Raw genomic sequence first — 18,669 nt, forward strand, 5'->3', positions numbered from 1 at the left:
AAGTGGTAGTTACTAATAATTTTTAGATGGGAGATAATTTGAAATGGATGTTGCCGCTATTTTACAAGCAATTAAGCAGAAGCAAGCCTTATTAAGAAAATTGCACCAGGCACAACAAGAAGCTAAGGCGGAGGTGGATGACTTACAAAAAATCGTTAGAGACATTCAAATAGGTCAAGCAACAGCAGCACCATGGCACGGTCAGAGAAAGAATAAATTTGAACAGTTACAGACGAATAACTTATCCGTTACAAAAAATAATGCAAGTAAAAATGACGAGAATTTAAGTGCCATCCAACAAAGAATTAGCCAATTAGAAGCCGAAATTACTCAACTAGAAGTCCAATTGGCATTAGCCCAGAGTGCGGAGAAAAAATAATGACTACTATTAAAATTGTTCAAGCTAACTATAATCAAAATGTGAGCCAAGCAAGCAGTTCAGTTCAACAATTACAAGCCCAATCCTTAACAGCTACCAATATATCTGGAACGAATTTAAAACCTTTTGTTCAAGCAATTAAATTAGAAAAGGAATTGGAACAAGTAATTAAACATTATGGGACAATTGCGGAACACGATACAGTAGAGTATTCCCAGGTATCCAGTGAGTTGGAAGCAGCAGATACCAAGGTCGCAAATTCGTTTCGGTAAACCAATAACAAACCAATAATGATTATTTTATATTTGTAACTAAAGTTTTGAATGCTATAGCAGCAAAATAAAACCACTCAGTGTTTTGACTTCAAGTCATAAGTGCTAAGTGGTTTTTATATGATTTTAATTTTTTAAACTAGCTTTATGTTTTAATTAAGCCAGCTTGTAAAATGGGCTTAACCGCAATTAGCGCAACAGCTTTGCAATAAAAATAAGGTAACTTTTGATTACTTGTCTAAAATTTGATGTGAGCCAGTAGTTACTAATAACAAAACTAATTGTGTGTGGTCTAGTTTGTAAATAACAATCCAGTTATCAGATGTTTTACCATAATCGCCATACCTTGAGGAGTAAAATTCTCGGTATCCTTGCCATTGACCCTTTAAAGCAGGATCCTTAATCTTGTGAAGAATATGAGAATCTTGTTCGATGATAGCTTTTAGACATGGTTTTAATATCCTAATAGGAAAATGTTTTTTAGCTAGTCTTTTTAATTCTCGTTCGAAGGATTTTGTGATCTTAATCTTCATCTATTTTGTCAATCCAATCGTTGAAATCTGCGACTGAACCAATCTCAGTTACTTCGTTGTTTTCAGCTTCACGCTTAGCAGCTATAGCTTCTGAGGAATCTAAAAAGCTAACCAAGCAGACTTCGTTATTAGCTGCCTTTATTAGAGATAGTCGAATATATTCTGATACAGTTAAACCTTGTTTGGCTAAATTTGATTTAGCACGTTCACTAATTGTGCTATTAACACGAGTGGAAACAGTTTTATCTTTTCAGTGTTTTGACTTCAAGTCATAAGTACTAAGCGGTTTTTTCAATTTGTTTTAATTAATCCAGTTTTTAAACTCGGATTAACCTTAATTAGCATATCTAAAATTTGATACGAGTCAGTGGTTACTAGTAATAAAATTAGTTCTGTGTGGTTTAGTTTGTAAATAACGATCCAGTTATCAGATGTTTTACCATAATCGCCATACCTTGAGGAGTAAAATTCTCGGTATCCTTGCCGTTGACTTTTTAAGGCATGATTCTATCTTTAGGAGGTTTTGTTATATAAGTTATTGGACGAACTTTTATCTAAATTAGAGTTTTAGCAATCTTTGGTTCTTTTTTTAGAATTTGCATTAGTTTCCTTGCGGGACCATTAGGCTTGCTTCGTCCTGTTTCCCAAGCTTCTACAGTTCTAATAGAGGCACCCATAATTAATGCAAATCCCTGTTGAGTAGTATTTATTTATTTTCGCAATTTTTAATTTCATTTCCGTTAAAAACAGGTGGCTTGGATAATATACGTTCATGAATTTCTACACCAGGATCATTTCCATCTAATAGTTGATTAAGTTCTATTAAGCTTTGATCCAATGTTGTTTTAGTCATATTGGTTATCCCTTCTTTAGTTTTTGGACTATCTTTTTCAGTACATTTTTTTCCGTATTAGAAGTATTTTCTTTTTAAGAAAAAAGGTAAATACTCTGATCGACTGTCCGATCTAAAGATACCAAAAAACAAGCTTTATTGATCCAAATTAAAGAAATTTATGAAACTAACTGTCATCGCTATGGTTATCGTAGAATTACTTGTGAGTTGAGACGCAAAGGTATTATCGTCAATCATAAAAGGGTTTTACGACTCATGAACAAACTAAGAATTTCAGGAATAGTTAGTAAAAAACACAGTAAGTACAACAGTTATCGTGGACGCCAAGGTCATATCAAAGGCAATTTAATTCAACGCAATTTTAGTGCAACTAAACCTAATCATAAGTGGTATTGTGGTTCAATCTTCATGGTCAAAAGACATATCTATCTCCAATAATGGATGGGTATACGCAAGAAATTATTTCCTACACAATTTCTCGTAGTCCTAATCTCCAACAAACAATGACTATGTTGGAAAAGGCAGAGCATAAATATCCAAACTTGAAAGATATCATTCATTATGCACTCTGATTAAGGATGGCAGTATCAACACCAAAGATTTCAATCATGGTTAAAGCAACGTGGAATCAAACAATCCATGTCACGTAAAGGAAATTCGCTCGACGATGGCTTAATGGAGGGGGCTTTGGTATTCTCAAGCGAGAAATGTATTATTGCTTTGAGAAATAATTTGAAAGCTTAGATGACTTAGAGATAGCAATCAAGGAATATATTCATTGCTATAATCATCAGAGAATCAAGATCTAATTAAAAGGACTAACACCGATAGAATATCGGAAATTAGTCCTAAGTTAAAATTTAAAAACTGTCTTACTTTTTTGGATCATATCAATCACATTAGGGGGCTATTTTGTGAATAATTAATCTTTATTTTTCATTTGGCGTAGCGCTGTTTCTGCCAGTTTCTTTTGAGTTAATGAAGGTTTTTGTTGGGCAGCCAAGTGGAGTCCATTATTGAATTCGACCAATAAGTGCCATTTATGTCCTTCAGCTATTTCTTTAGGAGCATTTTCTGGGAGTAAGACGCCTAATTTTACTTTCATACCGTCATCAGTAATGGACATTTGATGCATACCTAACATTTTTGTGTCAACATCTGAATTTTTCAAAAAAGTATTACCTGCCATTACTAAATCAGCGTTTTCCTTTGGTTGAACTGATAAATTAGGATCAATTTTACCAGATTTCACGACAAGGTATGAAGGGTCTTTATACATACCAAAAGTTTCCATAATAGTTTGATTACCAGCTTTATCAACATCGAAATAGTAATGTTCCGGATGGATGGTAGAAGACAAGTACAAACTATTCTTTTTTATCATACCTTGATTAAATAACATGAATTGTACTAACGAAATTCCATGTGTTTCCACATCAACATAAGCTTCTTGTAAATTAACTCCAGCTCTTGAATTATCGGCAATTTCTTTCCACATTGCATCACTGCGGGCGATTTCAGGCTTAAAGAGCACCAGCGTTTTTTCTTTGCCAATATTTTCTCTAGTTTGTGCTAGGGCTGTTTTGGCATCAGCCAGTGATAATTTAAATAGATCCGAATAGGGAATTACCGTGTCATTTAACGTGATGTCGATATTTTTATTATGGAACACTTCAAAAACATGATGATAACGACTTAATTCCATTTCTAGGATTTCTTCTTCGGTAATATTTTTACCGTCAATAGAGAATTTGATTGTATAGTCAGCCATTTTTTTACTCCTTCTTACTTGTTCTATGGTTTATATGCTTATTCTATTAAATTTTTTGTTTTAATAACACGCCAATGTATTATTATATGTATAATAATACAACACTTGTTTAATAAAATAGGAGGGCAACTATGGATTTACGTTTTTTAAGAACCGAAACATTGATTAAAGAAAAGTTTTTACAACAAATAGCTACTACAGATTTTCAAGATATTACGGTTACACATTTGGCTGCAGCTGCTATGATTGATCGGACAACGTTTTACGCACATTATGATAGTATTTATAACCTTGCCGAAACGATGATTACGGAACAATTAGATTATTTAAAAGCTGTTTTAACAGCTAATCAAAAGCAACGATATTTACAACCTAATTTTGATAGTTACTACTTTATTTCCATGGAATTAGTTACTTACTTATTGGCTCAAAGGCAAACTATTCAATTATTGCGCAATATTCCTCTGGGAAAAATGAGTTTTGATGTGCAATTAAAACAACTATTTAGTGCTAGCTACAAGCAAGTATTTCAACAAAAAGTATCTGATTTTACAATTTATTTGATGGTTAATTTAGCTATCAGCAATATCGATTTCATTTTAAATAAAAAGCGCGCACCTAAGCGTTCAGAATTAAGTGAGGGTATTCACTTAATTAACCAGATGATTCACAAATAAAGATATGTTTTTTTGAATGGGCTAAATTTTCAAATGTTAAAGTATTGCGTCAGTTTTAACACCATTTAAAGTTTAAGATAAATAGTATTAAAAAGGCTTGTAAGGAGCCCTGGGTTGTTTAACAAGATTTTTGCACATTTTTTTGCATTAAAAGCGTGATATGACAACTTTACATCTGTTTGTTGCGTTAAAGATCGTAACATGTTCGTGCTTTTTATAAAAATGGAAAGGGTGAATATCCTACGGTCTATGTTAATTTAACAGCGTACGATAATATGAAAATTGTAGATATGGTTGATTGAGTCCGATTAAGCTTTTCTCTAATGTTGTTTTATCATTAAATTGGCGGTTTTTCGTTTAACAACTGACTTGGGTCAATGTGGAATCAGTTTTGTGCTATATAATATAGATTGCACCTTGCAACATTGAGGAGGTGAACTCTCCATATTAACAAATATCTTTTCACAAATTATTTCAGCTGTTATATCAGGTTTTTAATAGCTGTTTTCAAAAAAGTCTAAATAACACTTGGAAATAAAAAAGGCGTTCTTAAACTTCTCGTAAAAGTTTTTGAGCGTCTTTTTTAATAGTGCTTAATATCTTTTCAATAACAACGTGATAATAACATAACATAAGGAATAAAATGTTTCAATGAAGTCCATTTTGGTCAATCTTTATTTTGCCCTAAAAAGGAACTGCTTTTATTTTTAGCAATTTTCTGTCGGGTTCAGGAATTTTGGGAGATTTTGAGGTAATAGTATTGGTAATCATCTTTTACTGGAAAATAGCTTGCTCTTTGAATATTAGAAGCTCTTTTAGAACGTATTTAGTATGCTCTGTCGTTCATGAATTTTTATGTAGTTTTTATCGTTAAAAAATAGTATGACTATCTAATTGTCCTTGCTTTAAAACTTTTGACATAGATGGCAATACTATTTTCATTTGTATAGTTACTATTAGCGTCATTTACTTTGAAGTTATAGTACTAATTAAGTGCGGGATCGCTTTGACTGGCTAATAACCACTGGTGATTACTACCAAGTCGGATATAGGTTTGTTGGTTAATGGATTTAACGCCATAAGTTGCATAGGGCACGTTGAGGTTAGTGATCTGGCCAGTGGGTTGACCGTTTTGGTTGACTAAAGTGTTGTTAGCATGGACAGTCACGGCTTTGGGTAAAAGATATAAAGCGTCTGCTGCTGCCCACTGATTATTGCCTAAATCAACGGCATAAACATATTCAGATTGATTGGCAAAGTCGACGCGATTGATTTGCCAATCGGCTACTTTATTACTTAACTTTCCTATGGGTTGGGTCAGTTGGGGATCTTTGTACACGGGAATAGGTTGGCCAGCCGAAAAAGCTTCTTGATAGATGTATGATCCGGGTTTAACTTCATGGCTGACAGCATTAAATTGTGCGCTCACCCATTGATGACCACCTAAATCATAAGCCGTTGTTTTTCCAGTATTATCGACTTCTTTTTCATAAGTTTGCCAGGCACTAATTTGGGGAACGAGCCTCGTGCCAATGGGTTGACTTAACTGTGGATCTTGGTAAGTCATGTTCATCCGCCCATGTGAATAATAAATATCATGACTGGGAACGACAGCGGCTTGAGTCGATAATATTGGTAAACTAGCTACAGTAATTATTGTTGCCAATAATTGACTACTGAAAGATATTAGAGTTGGTTTCATAATAATTGCACCCTTTCGTTAGCAATTTTCCCAAATATATAATTTGAATTAAATTAGTTGATATGAGCGGCATTTAAATTAGCCCACTGCTGGTTGTTACCTAATTTGAGATAATTTTGTCCGTTGATGTTTTTAACACCATAAACTTTGTAAAAGTCGTCAGTTTGGATTTTAGTCGTTGGCGTTCCAAACTGGTTAAACAATTGGGCTCCTTGTTCAAAGGCATAGATCGAACGCACGGCAAGGACGTTGCTCGATGTAGCCACCCATTGATGAGCTCCTAAATCAACCCGCGTAATGGGATCGCCACTTGAACTATTGCTGGCATACTGACTTACTTTCCAATCAGCAATCTGAGGATTTAAATAACCAGTGATGTGCCATAGTTGTGGCGAGTCGTAGATGGGAACTTGTTGATAGTTAGAATAGGCTTCTATTAAGTTATTGGGCTTTTTGTTTTTGACGACGCCACCTAAAAAGACATCACTACTTTTAACCCATTGATTAAACCCTAGGTCAAAGGAATTAAAGGGAATGTACGTTGTACCATCTGTAGGACGATTACTTTGACTAACAGCAGTGACTGCCCAATCATTGATGGTGGTGGCTAAAGTTGTACCGGTTGGTTGGGAACAGGCAGCATCACTATAGATTGGTACCGCTTCCTTTCCAGAGCTAACTTGTAAATTTGCGGCTGATGTGACATAGGCTTGGGCATTAACCGAATGACTAATTATCAATAAACAACCAAATACGGTCATAATTAAACTGCCAATCAACGTTAATTTTGCTTGCATCATTTACCCCTCTTTCTGACATATTAAGTGTAGCACGAAAAGGTTATCAGAAGTTTCGAAAACACCAGTTGGAATTGATTTTAAAATTTAGGTTTGCGCTCAGTGACATTGCGTTCATGAAGTTTAATCCAGGATCATTTTCATTCAATAGTTGATTAGGTTCTATTAAAGTTATATTGACTATCTTTAAATTGGATTAATATGTAGATAGTAGGTGACACCAATGAAGAAACATCAAAATCATGGTCTGCTGAATTATTCCATCTCTTATTCGGCGATGGCAGTGGCGGGCTCATTTTCCTTTTTAATCAGTAACAATTTGGCCAACTGGGGGTTAAAAAAGATTGTCAAAGTTTTTTTGCCAATCTATGCTGTGGGCATGTTGTTGAGAGTGATTCCTAATAACGCTTTTATAGCATTGATTTCGGGGATTATTGCCGGTCTCGGAGCTAGTATTACGTTACTGGTAATTCGCTCTTGGATTTATTTTGAGTCAGACCAAGATGAAGCAGCTAAAGAAGCACTGGTCTCATCGCGGTATACAATTATGCAAATTGCTACTTTGATGGCCACTATTGTTGCTGGTTGGTTGATTTCTGTAGTGCATGCTGCAAATTATATGTACTGGTTTTTGATTGTTATAGCGGCCTTATTGATGGGCAGTCTGTCAGTGACTAATAGCATTCCTGACGGTAGAGTTCAAAAAAAGCCGCATAGTCTGTTGGTGGCGTTACCAACGAATCGGTTAGCGGGGGTACTATTATTTTTGTTGGTGTTCTTATTGGGATTAACTAACGCCTTGATTGATCCTATTTTACCAGCGATTTTACGGAAGACTGGTCTCAAAATTAGTGCCGTAACTGTTTGGACGACGATATTTAGTATTTTAACAGTTTTAACATCGCTTTTTTATCAACGGCGACATTTGCGGATGTCTGCAGGATGGGCCTTTCTTATCAACGAAGTCATTGTTGGTTGTAGTATGTTGGTAGCATTTTTAAAATTTGACAAGGGCATTTATATTTCGTTAATTGCTTATACAATTATGGCAATTGGTATCGCCGGCTTTTTTATCTTTAAAGAGTTGATGGAATACGATATGTTTCCCAAAACTGAAAGCTTTCTGTATTTAGGCATAGCTCAGTCGGGCTTTTTGGTAGGTGATGCCTTAGGTTCACCAGTCGGAACGTTGCTGTTTCAACAAACAGGCACTAAACTGTTGCTGTTAATTTACGGAGTGTTGACAATAGTTTGTGGAATAGGTTATAGCTTGTTATATGTTTATTTACGAAAATCAAACAATAATTAGCAATTGTTGGAGTAGTTATTAAAATTCAGAATAACTCAGCATTACTTCTTTCTTTAATGTTTTATTTTATTCGACTCCAAAAAGGAAGAATTACTTTTTCAAGGTTATGTACAAAACGGTCCCATGGTAATCAATAACTTTAACGTCAATAAAATCGTTTTGGTTTCTAATTGAAAAACGAAGCCTGTACTGTTCATTATAATTGTTATTTATGTTTTTGTATTCTTAAGTATGTTATAATGAATACAAATATACAAAGGAGGATTTATAATGACAACAACTCCAACTACTATTCGGATAGATGACCAGTTAAAAAAAGCTGTAGAACCACGTCTAGAAACTGCTGGATTAACATTAAATGGTTACATTAACATGGCAATTAAACAGTTCGTTATTCAAAATAAAATTCCATTTGAAATTATAGTTCCTGACGAAATACCCAATGATACAACTCATAAGGCTTTGATTGAAGCACAAGCTAAGGAAATGGGTTTAATACCGGATAACTCTCCTGAATTTGAGGAGACGAGTCAGATTATGGATTTTTTGAATAGTGATAGCCAATAATGAATAACGTTAATTACAAGATTAAGATTGAACCGCAGTTTCAAAAGGATTATCAAAAATTTAAAAAACACCATCCAGAATTAATTTCAGAATTTAGGATTGCATTAAGTGAGTTACAGCTTCATGGCCGTGTTCCTGATTCTTACAGTCCACATAAACTGGATAATAGGGGTGGTTTATATAATGATACTTTAGACTTTCACTTATCAGAAGGCAAAGTAGACGTTGTAATCGTTTATCTGCCGCATAATACTAATCCAGTAATTAGGTTAATTCGAATAGGAACGCATAAAGAACTTTTTCAAGGAAAAATAAAATAATGGAAATAAAAAAACGATCAGCGATCGTTTTTTTATATTGCTAGAACTTACCATATTAATATTTTTTCACGAATTAACGGTAACATAAGGAAAGGAAAAAAATTTTTCAATTAAGCCAATTTTGAAATTTGAGAATGTAAGTATGTATTTTTAGAGTGTAACATAGCCATGCTTTTTATTTCAACTAATTTTTAACTAAGAACCATGCGTGGACATTGGTGTACTTTATTTTAACGATTTTGCAGCATAGTCAGTTTCAAAAAGACCGCTCTATTCTATAAGGTAGACGGTCTTCTCAGTTTTATAAATAATAATATTGTGTTTGATTAATTAGAAATCATTGTGAATTGAAGTTGTCAGTTGCCAGACAATATTGAAGGGATCCTTCACGATCCCATAAGCGGGGCTGAAGACGTTATTGGTCAGCGGTGTGATGATGTCAACCTGGTCACTGGTTGTCACTAATCCCTGGTAAAGGGTCGTAATCTGGTCTTTATCCGTTGATTGTAGGCAAATACTCTGATTATTGCCAATCACAAATTGTTCATTATCAACAGGTGTGTCATTCAACATTAATTCGCCACCGGTAGGAAATACCAATACGCAGTGACTGACTTGATTTTCAATTTCAGGCGTCAGCTTCAGGGGAGCACCCATTTGTTGGACCTCAAGTAGTGTCTTTTTAAAAACGACTTCGGCTCCTAGTGCTTTTTCGTAAAAGGCGATTGCCTTATTTGCTTGTCCGTTTAACGATAGAAAAGGAATTAGTTCTGTTTTTGTCATGTTTACAACCTCCAATTGCTTAATTGATTTAACAAACGTAGTATAGCAAGTAAAATATGACACAGTTATGTCAGGATTGGAGAAAGAATGAAAATAAGTCGCTTAATTAGCCTAGTCTTCCTACTGCTGCGACAAAAAATAGTCCCAGCAACCCAATTGGCAACGTTATTTGAAGTCAGTGTCCGTACCATTTATCGAGATTTGGATACGTTAAATGAGGCTGGTATTCCAATTTTTACCAAACAGGGGCGTTATGGTGGCGTTGGCATCATGTCAGATTATAAGGTGGACAAAAAGTTGCTGACTCAAACGGATCTTGATAATCTGCTCATTGCACTATCTGGGACAACTACGCTACTAGCAACCCCAGAACTGCGAGAAACTTTGAATCGGATTAAGGGATTATCTACTGTATCTGAAGGACTGATGCCAGTGGTCATTGAATATCAAGGCTGGCCAGGAACGGTCGTCCTGCGGAGACGAGCAACCGCATGATTAATTGCGATTCGGCAACATCATATCGTGAAGTTTACCTATACGAACCGAAGTGGTCAAATGAGCCAGCGGACATTGGAACCATACCGCATCGTTTTCAAAGTCCAGCGCTGGTATCTTCAAGGTTTCGACATGACTCGGCAGGCATTTCGAACTTTTACTCTTGCAAAACTCTCCATGATCGAGTACTCAGCAGAAACATTTGAACCGCGATCTATTAATGCTGAGAAGCTTGTCTTATATAGCGGGGTGAAACCGCAACGGGAAACAATAGTTTGGTTAGCTGTTGCGGAACGTTTTCGGGACGTGTTTGTGGAACGGTTTGGTCCGGAGGTAATCAACGAAACGGATGGGCAGACCTTTCATGCAACTATAGGCCTGCCGAATAATGAAGAAAGTTTCCGTTTTTTGTTAGGTCTGGGACAGGGAGTTATGATTTTGAATCAGTCGCAATTTAAAACCGATTTTCGAGCGTACGTACTTGCGCTTGCTAATCAATTGTAGAGTTTTATCAAGTAATTGGTAGGCAATGTCTTTAACTCGCCAGTAGGAATGCTGTTGTTTCAACGATTGGAAACGAAACTATTGATGTTCATTTGATTTGATTAGTACTTTGAATAAAAAAAGCATTGTCTACTGTTCAATGTGGATCATAAGAACAAGATAACAATGCGTAGATGAGCTCCAGTTAAAAAGCCGTATAATTTAGAGAAGTATGTTGTTCATCAGAGGATTATTTTTTAGGATGCCCCATATATTGCAGTTCATCAAATGGTCCATTAGCAATTGAGATTTGATCAATGACTTGCCCATCCTTTTCAAAAGTAAAAGTTGCGCGGCCAGTAAAACGAGCTTCCGCACCATCACAAACTGATGAAGCCTGCTTTTGTGCCAATGCTCCTGGTAAGGCATTAAACCATTTTTGTACTTCGATTTGTTGATCATTGTGGACATTTAAAGTAAAGCTTTTGTTTGCTTCATGATAGGAATAAGTGAATGCATCAATCACGTTCCGTTGGATACTTGCATCGTAATGTTGTTGATTAACAGTATATTGCAAATGCTCATTATTTTGAGTGTCTGGCCCGCCAGCTAATAGTTCACCATTTTTATATACCATAAAAAGTGGGTATTCAGGATAGCCGTATTCTTTTTCAAAAGTGATGTTAATAGCCATCACAGTGTACTCGTTGAAATTCCAGTAATACCAATTCCAGTTATTTAAGATTTCCCCCAAGGGCTTATTCATCCAACCCCGATCGACGTAGCCGGTTCCATCAGTATCCAGGTTTAATTCTTTACTGTGAATTGTTACATGAGCTGTGGGGGTTGGTGGTACTACAAAAAAGCCAAAATAATTTTCTTGTTCTTGTCCGAAAAGAAAGTGTCCTGTTTCAGGATGCCAGACTGGTGCTTGTGGTGTAACCTCTAAGTCAATCACAAGATCATCAACTTCAGCGTGGGCATGAAATTGTTGCAGTTGAGTACTTTGGTAGTAATTTTGAGCAACGGCCACCCCAGAGTTATTTTTTAAAATGGAAAAGTCTGCAGGATCGAATTCAAGGTGTTTCATAATATTTTTACCGTTAGAAAAATTAATCATCACATCTAAAGTGGGTTTCAGACCTAACTCACCTTGAAAAAAGGGGGCCGTTGTAATGCCAATCACAACACTAGCTTCGGTGGTATCAACTTTAGTAAAAAACCATTCAAATGATTCTTTTAAGCCGTCGAAATGAACGTGCTCTTCCCACGGATTAATTTTATTTTTTTCTTGTCCTAATAAACGGTATTCTGCAGTACTTTTGGCTAAGTGTAATGGTGTTTTTTCTTGAGTCATTGTTATTATATCCTTTCACGTGATTTAATTGGTGGATTGTAGGTTGCTAGTTCAAATAGTATACTATAATGACCATTACAAGCGTTATCAAAGGTAATCAAAAGGCACAAATGCTTTAAAATGTGTCTTTTGATTATATAAAGACCAATTAAGAAATTTATGTAAAAAGAAAATGTTCGGTATAGATACGAACATTACTTTTCAGCGGTTTGTATTTATAAGCTGAGGTGCTGCTACCATTCCGGTTACGGATAGTAATGAAGACCGCGTAATTATAAGCACTTCTTGAGTAGTAAAAATAAATAGTGCTGATGTTCAGGTCTTCACTCAACGTTCTGTTCTTAAGTTTAAGGCCCAACGGATGGTTAAGGCTATGATGATCATCATAGCGGCAAATAAACCAATACCGAGATAGTTTTTAAAGGTTTTGAATAAGAGGCCCCCGATTATACCAGCGCAGGTTTCGCCTAAATACATAGCAGAATTGGATAATGAAGAAATAGTGCTGCCAGCATTGGGCACCGTCGTTTGAAACATGGTCATGAATAAGGGCAAGATTAGTCCGTTTAACAAATAAATTAAGATTAAAATAATTTCTGCGAACCAAAAGTTTGCGGCAGTAATGGTTAGTAAATCTACAATGATTAAAAGTAACGCAATACTCATGAACGATTTTTTCAGACCAAAATGTTGAACGATTTTATCGCTGATGAGAGAGCCAATTAAATTACCCAGGCCAGCGACCAAGAGTGCTGTACCAATTGTTGATAAAGAGAGCTGAAAGTCCGCCTGAAACCAAGTTGAGACAAAGGTCATGACCGTAAACGCGCCTGTTTGGAAAATTAAGTAAACGATTAATTGGCTTAGAGCTTGGTGATTAGTTAAAATTTGTTGATAGATTTGAATAAAGGAGAGATGTTGGCGGGACTTAATTTCTAATTCGGGTAAGGTGAAAAATAACAATAGTAATAACAAGAAAGCTGCTCCTGAGATAACATAGAATGGAGTGTGCCAAGAACTAGCGGCTAAATAACTGCCAATGGGAATCCCAATGACTTGCGCAACAGAGATCCCTGCCGTGGCGTAACCCATGACTTTGACTACTTGTTTTCGCGGAATCACTACGGGAATAGAGGCCCAGACTTGTGGTGTCACAAAAGAAGCACTGACGCCAGCCAAAAAGCGAAAGATTAGCATTAAAGGAAAACTGTTGGCAAACGCACAGAGTAAAGTTGCGAGGGCAAAACTTAATAAGCCCCATAACATGACTTTTTTGCGATCATGGCCGTCAGAAATAGGGCCGGAAATTAAAGCAAAGACTGCATAACCAATGGCATAGGCACTCACTAACCAACCGGAAATTGCAGTTGGAATATGATAAATGTGGCTCAAAGTAGGTAATAATGGCGAAATTAAAAATGTATCCGTACCAATTAAAAACATTGTTAAAAAGAATAAACTAGCATATTTTTTCATCTATTGAAGACTTCCGTTTCATTTAATCAAGTTGTAATTCGCTATTTCTAAATATATCGAAATTAGCTCTAAAATTTTTTAGTGGTCTGTCAAAGTTGTTAAAAATCCGGGCAAGTACTGCGCAAAGGTGGCTTCGTTGATGCTAATCAAACGTGTTTGTGCATCTTTACGGGTCTTGGTTAAACCGGCCTCCCGCATAGCTCGTAAATGATATGAAACGGTGGAATCACTTAAGTTTAAATGCGCTGCAATTTCACCACAGGTCATTTCACGGTGACTGTTAGACAGGATTCGAATAATTTTTAAGCGTCCTTCGTCGGCTAAAGCTTTAAGAATTTTTACTCTAATTTCGTCAGAATTCATTTTTTACTCCTTGTTTGTATTTTTGGAAATATCGAATTAACGATTTGTATTAAAACATTATCAAGCTGAAATGTCAAATTTTAAATTGAAACTGATGGCATAGATTAACGAGTAATTGAATTGGGAAAAAATCACCTCGCTGCTCAGTTGAAATGTGCTAATATTGGCTTTGGAACATGATTAAACTGCCACCAAAGAATTTGTTACTATAGAGCTGAGGTAGTTCACGGAAGGAAAGTAAAAAATGTTCAAGAAAATTTATGATTATGTCAAAGGAAACTATGAAGCTGGCAATTATGATGATGTGCAATTGGCATATATGGCTTGGCAGCAACAAAAAGCCCACAAGAATAATGCATCAATGACAGATTTTGCCATGGGCGAACAGCAGGCTCAAAACGATTATCAGTAGCATGGATCTTTTAAAGTTTATCCTCAATTAGCAGTTGATGTCTTAAACAAACTCTTTGATCATCGTGCGGATGAAATTGCGGAGTTTATTAAAGGTTATAATTCGTACAAATTAAAAATGAAGTAGTTTTAAAAGCTAAAAAAACAGTCTTACATACATATCAATATACTAACTTGATAATTCAAAGCGATATATTGATATATAAAGACTGTTTTTTACATAATTAGTTAGTGTGAGCTTCACTTAAGTTGGCCCATTGTTTGTTGGTTCCTAATTTGACATAATTTTGTCCGTTGATGTTTTTAATACCATAAACTTTGTAAAAGTCGTCAGCTTGGATTTTAGTCGTTGGTGTTCCAAACTGGTTAAACAGTTGAGTCCCCTTTTCAAAAATATATAGCGAACGCACGGCCACTACGTCATTAGTGGCATCCACCCATTGGTTAGCTCCTAAGTCCACCCGCGTAATGGGATTTCCGGTGGCACTGTTACTAGCATACTTACTGATTTTCCAATCAGCAATGTTGGAATTCAAATAACCAGTAATGTGCCAAAGTTGTGGTGAATCATAAATTGGCACCCGTTGGTAATTAGAATAGGCCTCTAATAAGTTATTTGGCTTTTGATTTTTAACGACACCACCTAAAAAGACATCGCTACTTTTGACCCAGGCCTTGGCCCCTAGTTTATAAGATAAGCGCTGAGCATTGGCTGCTGGACTAGCTTGGCCAATGGCGAAGACTTGCCAATTGTTGATTTTAGTTGATAAAGTGGCCCCGGTTGGTTGCGTGCAATCAGCATCACTGTATAAGGGTACTGCAGTATTGCCGGAACTAACTTGTAAATTAGTAGCTGATGTCACGTAGTTTTTTGCTTGAACTGGTTGTACAGCTAACATTAAACAGCCGATTAGGGCAAGTAAGAAGCTGCTACTGGATAACTTTAGTTTCATTTTTAATTTTCATCCTTGTCAAATTAAATTTTATGTTGAAATCTTAACTTGGTTCTTTCAGTGTGTGATCTGGCTTTTAATGATATCAACTCCTTTAGCTTTGTTCATAAAGATTAATTTAAATATAGCATAAATCAGTACTAGTAATTGCAAATAATGGCTATTATTTAATTAATTTTTAATAAAATTTAACAGATAGTGCAATAACTAATCAAAAATTGAGGTTAAATTTGATAGAAATCTTACTTTTGAAAAATGCTACTACTAATTAATGTAACAGCATTAATTATTTAAAATCATACTTTTTACTGAAAGTCGCCGTGATGAGCAGTGCGCTGGTGATGATCACCAGTAATAATAAGGTAGTGCCACCAATGAAGTCTAATTTTTGCAGCAAGTAATATGCTACAACGCCCACTAACCACCACCAGAAATTCCAGAAAAAGTTGAGCCTTTGTTTAATTAAGAAGACACTGACAAATAAAATGGCAAATAATGGCGTAAAAATAGCACCGATAAAGTTTAAAAAGTTTTGGTAATACTTTAAAGAAACATTGAGTGCAATTAATAAGCCCAAGATCGTAATACCAACAGCCCAATAATTGACATGGTTTAAATGCCAGATATTATCTAAACTAGTTGCTGCGGAGTAAGCATCCATAAAGGTTGTGGTAACGGTCGCGAAGATGATAATTAATAAAGCGATGATGCCCAAATTGGTTTGTGCTAGGGTTTGGTTAAAATTAGTTTGTCCAGATTTTAAAACGGCTAATAATCCTAGGACAAACATGGCACAGCTACCGAGAAAGTAACCCAGGACGCTCACTAAACTTTCCTTCACTGGCTGCTGTCCTTGATAGGTATAATCACCAATCAATGGTAGCCAAGATAAGACCATCGTCACGTTGAGTTCTACCGCACTGCCAAAACTGATCGGAGTGAGTTTTAGCTGCTGTGCATGAGGGAAAGAATGTGTCAGCAAAATTCCTGCTACTAAAAGCATCCCGATAGCTAAGAGAATAACTACTAAATTATTGATTCGAAAGAGCCATTGATGGTTCAATAATAGCCAAATAATAATTAATCCCGCTACAATTACTGCCATGACCACGGTATTATGATAATTAAATAACTTCTGTGCCAGACTATTTAAAGCCAATTGCGCATTGACTATCATCACTGCCGTCCAACCGAGTAACTGTAACGCATTCAAACCAGAGAAAATTTCAACTCCAGCCTTACCAAAGATACTTTGTGTGACGGCAATGGCTGGTTGTTGTTTAATTGCTGAAAGATAAGCTGCGGGTAATAAAAATAAAAAACAGCCAATCAAGTGCCCGATAATAATGGCACTAATACCCTTCCCCCATCCTAGGGGAGCCATTAAGGTTCCAGTAACAATTTCAGCAATTGAGATTGCTGTTCCCAGCCACAATAAAAATAAACTACTCAACTTTGTTTGTTGCATTTTGCACACACTTTCCGAATAAATACTTGGTTGTGGCAATAAAAAAGTATTCTTTTACGATTCAGCAACAATTTCGCAAAAAGAATACTTTCAATTGATCACAATTCCTACGTTTGTCTTAACAAAACAGGTTCGAAGGGTCTGATTTTCATCATTCTCAGCACAGATAGGCTCCCCTTTGCGATAATTATATGTTTACAGATGCTAGTTTATAACGTTTACATAAAAAGTACAACATTTAATTGATATGTATTTGGGCATGAAACCAATGTTGGAAAAAGAATAGATATCCGCAACTTGCTTATCCTGTGTGAAAATTAAGCAAGAAGCTTCTGCTATGTATTTTTTAACAAAGAACGTTACTTTAAATGTTAATAATTGGTTCACTGACTTTATTTGAATATTTAAATGGTGATAAAACTATATTTTTTAAATTATTATGCCTTATTATTTAATAATAGTATTTTTTGACCATATAGATCTACGTTTAAAAGAGCTTATATATATATATATATATATATTTGGAATCTAATTTCTACAGTAAGTAAAATACATTATAGTAATAAATACTAATTAACTAAACAAAATAATTTGTTATCAAAGCCTTATATATTTAAGATATATTATTATTTTTAATGATTAAAGAATTATTGCTCATAGGACTTGTACCTTTGGGTATCATTTTGATACCCAAAATACATTTGCCTAATTTTTTATAGAAACTGAACTTTAGTATTTTTCAAATTTATCTAAAGTATTTTTATTGCATTAACATTAAGTGAAAAATACATCCAAATATATAACCGTGTTCAACGTTCAGTAAAAAAACTGATTAAGTGTTTAATAATCTAAATTTCACGTAACATATTTTTAGTTGTTATTTAAATTTTGAAATTGTTTGATACTTATCAAAGTTAAAAAAGGCTCTAAATAAATAATTATTTAGATGCTTATAAGTTTACCTTTTATTTTTAAAGAAAGTATTAAATATGTTAATCATTAAACATCAGTACTATTTATTAATACAAATTATTTTCATTTCAAATTATAATTATTAAAACCAATTAGTTAATCAAATGGATTATTTTATTATAAATCGAAATAATTCTTTAATCATTAAAAATAATAATATATCTTAAATATATAAGGCTTTGATAACAAATTATTTTGTTTAGTTAATTAGTATTTATTACTATAATGTATTTTACTTACTGTAGAAATTAGATTCCAAATATATATATATATATATATATAAGCTCTTTTAAACGTAGATCTATATGGTCAAAAAATACTATTATTAAATAATAAGGCATAATAATTTAAAAAATATAGTTTTATCACCATTTAAATATTCAAATAAAGTCAGTGAACCAATTATTAACATTTAAAGTAACGTTCTTTGTTAAAAAATACATAGCAGAAGCTTCTTGCTTAATTTTCACACAGGATAAGCAAGTTGCGGATATCTATTCTTTTTCCAACATTGGTTTCATGCCCAAATACATATCAATTAAATGTTGTACTTTTTATGTAAACGTTATAAACTAGCATCTGTAAACATATAATTATCGCAAAGGGGAGCCTATCTGTGCTGAGAATGATGAAAATCAGACCCTTCGAACCTGTTTTGTTAAGACAAACGTAGGAATTGTGATCAATTGAAAGTATTCTTTTTGCGAAATTGTTGCTGAATCGTAAAA

General features: G+C 34.8%; 22 protein-coding genes, 1 pseudogene and 2 riboswitches. Of the genes and pseudogenes, 11 read left to right on the forward strand and 12 right to left on the reverse strand.

Annotated elements, in window-relative coordinates; translation table 11 throughout:
• The first annotated feature begins 43 nt into the window (after positions 1 to 43).
• Both AC3B6B_RS07360 and AC3B6B_RS07365 read left to right on the forward strand, forming a co-directional pair.
• Positions 44 to 379 carry a hypothetical protein gene (locus AC3B6B_RS07360; RefSeq protein ID WP_489757675.1) on the forward strand — a complete coding sequence of 112 codons (336 nt, stop codon included), beginning with the start codon at positions 44 to 46 and terminating at the stop codon, positions 377 to 379.
• Positions 379 to 651, forward strand: a complete 273-nt coding sequence (locus tag AC3B6B_RS07365; RefSeq protein WP_489757676.1) for a DUF5344 family protein — start codon at positions 379 to 381, stop codon at positions 649 to 651. The genes AC3B6B_RS07360 and AC3B6B_RS07365 overlap by 1 nt, the downstream gene beginning before the upstream one ends.
• 230 nt (positions 652 to 881) lie before the next feature.
• On the opposite strand, the gene AC3B6B_RS07370 is transcribed toward AC3B6B_RS07365, so the two are convergent.
• From AC3B6B_RS07370 to AC3B6B_RS07380, 3 genes are all read right to left on the reverse strand, one after another.
• Positions 882 to 1,184: a type II toxin-antitoxin system mRNA interferase toxin, RelE/StbE family gene (locus AC3B6B_RS07370; protein WP_489757677.1), complete on the reverse strand. Its 303-nt coding sequence runs from the start codon at positions 1,182 to 1,184 to the stop codon at positions 882 to 884.
• The gene (locus AC3B6B_RS07375) at positions 1,174 to 1,398 is read right to left on the reverse strand and encodes a RelB (protein ID WP_489757718.1); all 225 of its coding nucleotides are present in this window, start codon (positions 1,396 to 1,398) and stop codon (positions 1,174 to 1,176) included. The genes AC3B6B_RS07370 and AC3B6B_RS07375 overlap by 11 nt, the downstream gene beginning before the upstream one ends.
• Before the next feature lie 492 nt (positions 1,399 to 1,890).
• Positions 1,891 to 2,037: a hypothetical protein gene (locus tag AC3B6B_RS07380; RefSeq protein WP_489757678.1), complete on the reverse strand. Its 147-nt coding sequence runs from the start codon at positions 2,035 to 2,037 to the stop codon at positions 1,891 to 1,893.
• Between the two features lie 138 nt (positions 2,038 to 2,175).
• Here AC3B6B_RS07380 and AC3B6B_RS07385 point away from each other — a divergent pair, with 138 nt between their 5' ends.
• Together AC3B6B_RS07385 and AC3B6B_RS07390 are read left to right on the forward strand one after the other, a co-directional pair.
• The gene (locus AC3B6B_RS07385) at positions 2,176 to 2,475 is read left to right on the forward strand and encodes an IS3 family transposase (protein ID WP_489757679.1); all 300 of its coding nucleotides are present in this window, start codon (positions 2,176 to 2,178) and stop codon (positions 2,473 to 2,475) included.
• Positions 2,476 to 2,777: 302 nt separating this feature from the next.
• A pseudogene (locus AC3B6B_RS07390) lies at positions 2,778 to 2,846 on the forward strand (IS3 family transposase); the annotation flags it as partial.
• 113 nt (positions 2,847 to 2,959) lie between these two features.
• On the opposite strand, the gene AC3B6B_RS07395 reads toward AC3B6B_RS07390, so the two are convergent.
• Complete coding sequence (locus AC3B6B_RS07395; protein ID WP_489757680.1) at positions 2,960 to 3,808, reverse strand: hypothetical protein; 849 nt, start codon at positions 3,806 to 3,808, stop codon at positions 2,960 to 2,962.
• 131 nt (positions 3,809 to 3,939) lie between these two features.
• On the opposite strand from AC3B6B_RS07395, the gene AC3B6B_RS07400 reads away from it, so the two are divergent.
• Positions 3,940 to 4,485, forward strand: coding sequence for a TetR/AcrR family transcriptional regulator (locus AC3B6B_RS07400; protein WP_489757681.1), 546 nt, complete (start codon positions 3,940 to 3,942; stop codon positions 4,483 to 4,485).
• A 985-nt stretch (positions 4,486 to 5,470) separates the two neighbouring features.
• Here AC3B6B_RS07400 and AC3B6B_RS07405 read toward each other — a convergent pair.
• Positions 5,471 to 6,187, reverse strand: a complete 717-nt coding sequence (locus AC3B6B_RS07405; RefSeq protein WP_489757682.1) for a hypothetical protein — start codon at positions 6,185 to 6,187, stop codon at positions 5,471 to 5,473.
• 53 nt (positions 6,188 to 6,240) lie between these two features.
• The gene (locus AC3B6B_RS07410) at positions 6,241 to 6,987 is read right to left on the reverse strand and encodes a hypothetical protein (RefSeq protein ID WP_489757683.1); all 747 of its coding nucleotides are present in this window, start codon (positions 6,985 to 6,987) and stop codon (positions 6,241 to 6,243) included.
• A gap of 220 nt (positions 6,988 to 7,207) precedes the next feature.
• Here AC3B6B_RS07410 and AC3B6B_RS07415 point away from each other — a divergent pair, with 220 nt between their 5' ends.
• The 3 genes from AC3B6B_RS07415 to AC3B6B_RS07425 all read left to right on the forward strand — a co-directional run bounded on the left by AC3B6B_RS07415 (position 7,208) and on the right by AC3B6B_RS07425 (position 9,180).
• Positions 7,208 to 8,293, forward strand: coding sequence for an MFS transporter (locus AC3B6B_RS07415; protein ID WP_489757684.1), 1,086 nt, complete (start codon positions 7,208 to 7,210; stop codon positions 8,291 to 8,293).
• Between the two features lie 270 nt (positions 8,294 to 8,563).
• The gene (locus AC3B6B_RS07420; protein ID WP_489758041.1) at positions 8,564 to 8,860 is read left to right on the forward strand and encodes a type II toxin-antitoxin system RelB/DinJ family antitoxin; all 297 of its coding nucleotides are present in this window, start codon (positions 8,564 to 8,566) and stop codon (positions 8,858 to 8,860) included.
• On the forward strand, positions 8,860 to 9,180 hold the full coding sequence (locus AC3B6B_RS07425) for a type II toxin-antitoxin system RelE/ParE family toxin (RefSeq protein ID WP_489758042.1): 321 nt from the start codon (positions 8,860 to 8,862) through the stop codon (positions 9,178 to 9,180). Before AC3B6B_RS07420 ends, AC3B6B_RS07425 begins: the two co-directional genes overlap by 1 nt.
• 330 nt (positions 9,181 to 9,510) lie before the next feature.
• Here AC3B6B_RS07425 and AC3B6B_RS07430 read toward each other — a convergent pair whose 3' ends face one another.
• Positions 9,511 to 9,963: a VOC family protein gene (locus tag AC3B6B_RS07430; RefSeq protein ID WP_489758043.1), complete on the reverse strand. Its 453-nt coding sequence runs from the start codon at positions 9,961 to 9,963 to the stop codon at positions 9,511 to 9,513.
• 87 nt (positions 9,964 to 10,050) lie between these two features.
• Between AC3B6B_RS07430 and AC3B6B_RS07435 the strand changes: the two genes are divergently transcribed.
• Both AC3B6B_RS07435 and AC3B6B_RS07440 read left to right on the forward strand, forming a co-directional pair.
• Positions 10,051 to 10,458: a helix-turn-helix transcriptional regulator gene (locus tag AC3B6B_RS07435; RefSeq protein WP_489758044.1), complete on the forward strand. Its 408-nt coding sequence runs from the start codon at positions 10,051 to 10,053 to the stop codon at positions 10,456 to 10,458.
• Between the two features lie 9 nt (positions 10,459 to 10,467).
• Entirely contained in the window at positions 10,468 to 10,962 is a 495-nt protein-coding gene (locus AC3B6B_RS07440; protein WP_489758056.1) for a WYL domain-containing protein, read from the forward strand.
• 229 nt (positions 10,963 to 11,191) lie between these two features.
• On the opposite strand, the gene AC3B6B_RS07445 is transcribed toward AC3B6B_RS07440, so the two are convergent.
• The 3 genes from AC3B6B_RS07445 to AC3B6B_RS07455 all read right to left on the reverse strand — a co-directional run bounded on the left by AC3B6B_RS07445 (position 11,192) and on the right by AC3B6B_RS07455 (position 14,137).
• Positions 11,192 to 12,298 carry a hypothetical protein gene (locus tag AC3B6B_RS07445; RefSeq protein WP_489758045.1) on the reverse strand — a complete coding sequence of 369 codons (1,107 nt, stop codon included), beginning with the start codon at positions 12,296 to 12,298 and terminating at the stop codon, positions 11,192 to 11,194.
• 327 nt (positions 12,299 to 12,625) lie between these two features.
• On the reverse strand, positions 12,626 to 13,774 hold the full coding sequence (locus AC3B6B_RS07450) for an MFS transporter (RefSeq protein ID WP_489758046.1): 1,149 nt from the start codon (positions 13,772 to 13,774) through the stop codon (positions 12,626 to 12,628).
• A 78-nt stretch (positions 13,775 to 13,852) separates the two neighbouring features.
• Complete coding sequence (locus tag AC3B6B_RS07455; protein ID WP_489758047.1) at positions 13,853 to 14,137, reverse strand: ArsR/SmtB family transcription factor; 285 nt, start codon at positions 14,135 to 14,137, stop codon at positions 13,853 to 13,855.
• Positions 14,138 to 14,381: 244 nt separating this feature from the next.
• Here AC3B6B_RS07455 and AC3B6B_RS07460 point away from each other — a divergent pair, with 244 nt between their 5' ends.
• A complete protein-coding gene (locus AC3B6B_RS07460; protein WP_489758048.1) occupies positions 14,382 to 14,549 on the forward strand; it encodes a hypothetical protein in 168 nt (55 codons plus the stop codon).
• Positions 14,550 to 14,772: 223 nt separating this feature from the next.
• On the opposite strand, the gene AC3B6B_RS07465 is transcribed toward AC3B6B_RS07460, so the two are convergent.
• A complete protein-coding gene (locus AC3B6B_RS07465; protein ID WP_489758049.1) occupies positions 14,773 to 15,501 on the reverse strand; it encodes a hypothetical protein in 729 nt (242 codons plus the stop codon).
• 286 nt (positions 15,502 to 15,787) lie between these two features.
• Positions 15,788 to 16,969: a putative hydroxymethylpyrimidine transporter CytX gene (gene cytX / locus AC3B6B_RS07470; RefSeq protein WP_489758050.1), complete on the reverse strand. Its 1,182-nt coding sequence runs from the start codon at positions 16,967 to 16,969 to the stop codon at positions 15,788 to 15,790.
• An 87-nt stretch (positions 16,970 to 17,056) separates the two neighbouring features.
• A riboswitch (TPP riboswitch) is annotated at positions 17,057 to 17,157 on the reverse strand.
• 1,376 nt (positions 17,158 to 18,533) lie between these two features.
• A riboswitch (TPP riboswitch) is annotated at positions 18,534 to 18,634 on the forward strand.
• Positions 18,635 to 18,669 lie beyond the last annotated feature (35 nt).

The sequence above is a fragment of the Bombilactobacillus sp. ESL1197 genome, from assembly GCF_058107145.1.